Here is a 2,614-nt window from a genome sequence, read left to right as displayed (position 1 = left end):
CGCCAAAGCGGTAGCCGCGTCGGTGACGTAAAGAGGGGTAGCGGCGGTCGAGCCCAGGCCTACGCTGGCTAGCAGGTCGCCTGTGCCGGTAGCGGATGCTGTGCCATTGAGCAGGTTGGACGTATTGGCTACGCTAGTGCTCGCCGCCAAAGCGTTGGCCCCAGTACCGGAGTTGCCTACTGTCTTCGAGGATGAACCCAGAAGGTCAGACCAAAACCCGCCCCAGCCGCTGGAGCCAGTAGAGCCGATAGCCTGCATCACGGTATCAGCGATACCCTCTGCTGCCTTGTCTCGCAGCGAGTTAACTACGCTGGTAAAGAAGTCAACGATCGCATCACCGAAACTTTTGGTCGGATCCGTCAGCTCGATTAGGCCCTGCTGAATGGAGCTGTGAAGCGACTTATTGAGATCAGTTGCAACGGTGTTGCCCTGGACCTTCAGGTTTGCAATCTCCCCCGAACGCTGAGCGATAGCAAGTTGCATCTTCTGGTATTCGAGGGTGGTCGCGGCCGCAGCCCCTTGCACCGCTACCAGGTTATCCAGGCGTTCCTGGTCTGCCGCGTTCTGCGCCTCTTTGGTAGCGATGATCTGCGCACGGTTTGCCTCTTCCAGCCCGGATACTTGAGCGTTGGTCAGCACCCCCGCCGCGCCCAGCGCCTGGATACGGGACGCGGTGATGTCCAGGTAGCCCGTGGCGATGTCCGCCTTGGACCCGATCGCCTCGATAGCGGCGGCGGCCGCCTTGAGCTGCTTCTCCGTTTCGATCTGGTCGATGATAGGCAGTAGCGAAGGCATCTCCTTGGCTTCAGCCTTGAGGCGGTCTACAAAGTCCTTGTAGGAAGCCGTCGACTGGGCCAGCGAGCTGTCGAACGCCGCCTGCGCATCGCCCGTGCTGAGGAACTCGACCAGGGATGCCTTTTGCGAGGCAACGCTCTTGGTGAACTCTTCCTGGGCGTCTCGCAGCGCCCGCTGGTTCTCTACGTCCAGGTTGGACTTCTGCAACTCAAGAAGCTTGATCTGGCCTTGAGCCTGGACAACTTGGGCCTGGATCCGCATCACCTCGGAGCCGTCAGCAGGCTGAACCGCCGAGCTACCGTCCTTCGGTGGGTTGGCCTTCTGTATGGCGGCGGTCTTGTTCTGCTCGTCGTCTTTGCCACGGGCGGCCGACATCTCAGTACCCAGCGCGCCCAGGTTCTGCTTGGCCAGGTTGATCTCGATGTCGAGGTTGGCTTTCTGGAGGCGCAGGCGCTCGGCGTAGTAGTCCTTGATCGACTTGATGTTGTGCTTGTACGCGTCCTCGTTCGCGTCGTTGATCTGGCTGTTGTACTCCTTCTGGAGGTTGGCTTGAGCCTCCAGCCCCGCCTTGGTGATTGCCAGTTCAGCCTGGCGGCGGCGTTTCTCTTCGGATGCCGTGGTGGCGTCTACCCGACCGGTGCCGCTGGCTGCGTTGATGGGTGGTGCGGCTTGCGTGCCAGTGGGCTTGAGACCTTTGGCCTTGGCCTCGTTGACGTTATTTAGGATAGTAGCGATCGTGCTGTCTACCGACCCGATAGCCGTTTGCAGCATGTCAAGGGAGCCCACGGCCGCAGGCACCAAGCCGCCCGACTTCTTCAGCTCCGCGATGGCGTCGATAATCGACTGCTTGATCTCTAGAACCGTGCGGTTCGCCTGGCCCAGGGACTTCGTAGCCTCGTTACTAGCATCCGTAGCGGTGGCGATCTGCTCTGGCGTCACGTCCTTGCTATCGTTGAGCGTTTTCAGGTTCTGGATGGCGGCGTCGCTCGCCTCCTTCGCCTTGGCGGCGGCCGCTTGCGCGTCTACCAGCTTCTGGAAGTAAGTGTCTACGATCCCTTCGGACTCAGGAGTTAGGGTGGCCGCGAGCACGCCTTGCAGCGAAGTGATAGCGGACTTCGTTTTGTCGATCTGGCCATTCAGGCTGTCTACGTTTGCCTGGCTGAGGTTGCCCAGCTTGGTCTGTAGATCGGCCATGATCTTGCCCTGAGCGTCTACTTCCGCCTGGGCTGCGGCGATCGCACGTTTGGACCCCTCGTCTCCCTGGTCTGCGCCAGGGCCGAAGTTTACCTTGCGGCGGTCCAGCTCCTTCTGGGCAGCATCCATGGCGGCTTGCTGCTGAGCGATGGCGGCGTTAACCGTGTCCTTCGCTTTCGGGTCAGAGATACTCGCCTGCTCTGCCTGCTGGGCCTTGAGCTTGGTGTTGTAATCATCCAAGACCTTGATCAGCTCCTTGTACTTCTCAATATAGGAGTCGCGATCGTCGCCCTTCAGCCCGGCCGTGAAACTGTTCAAGGCTGCGGGGGTGAGGTTGCCTGCGGCATCGTTGTACTTCTTCAGCGCTTCCGACGCAGCCTGGGCCTTCTCTGCGGTAGCGGCAAGCTGCCCCGCCAGCAACCGGTTTGCTTCTGCGGTATCTCGGGAGGCTTTGTCGGTGAAGCCCAGGGCGTCCGTCAGTTTCTGGAAGTTATCCGCGAGGGCCTTGGTAACTCCCAGAGCTTCGAGCGCGGTGTAGATGATGGTCGCCCAGAAGAAGAACTTCGTAGCGATAGCCATGAAGCCTGTGAACGCGGCGGAGGCCAGCTTAACCCCGGTGCCGAGG

At 60.6% G+C, this 2,614-nt stretch carries 1 protein-coding gene; it reads right to left on the bottom strand.

Annotation, left to right across the window (positions count from 1 at the left end; genetic code table 11):
* Positions 1-2,568, bottom strand: a 2,568-nt coding sequence (locus tag QZ994_RS19430) for a hypothetical protein (protein WP_290877626.1), incomplete at its 3' end; no start/stop codon positions are given.
* Between the last annotated feature and the right edge of the window lie 46 nt (positions 2,569-2,614).

Origin of the sequence: Aquabacterium sp. (assembly GCF_021768455.1) — a bacterium.
In the GTDB taxonomy this organism is placed as follows: Bacteria; Pseudomonadota; Gammaproteobacteria; order Burkholderiales; family Burkholderiaceae_C; genus Aquabacterium.
Note: the sequence above shows the minus strand (reverse complement) of the source record. Positions and strands in the feature narration are given on the sequence as shown.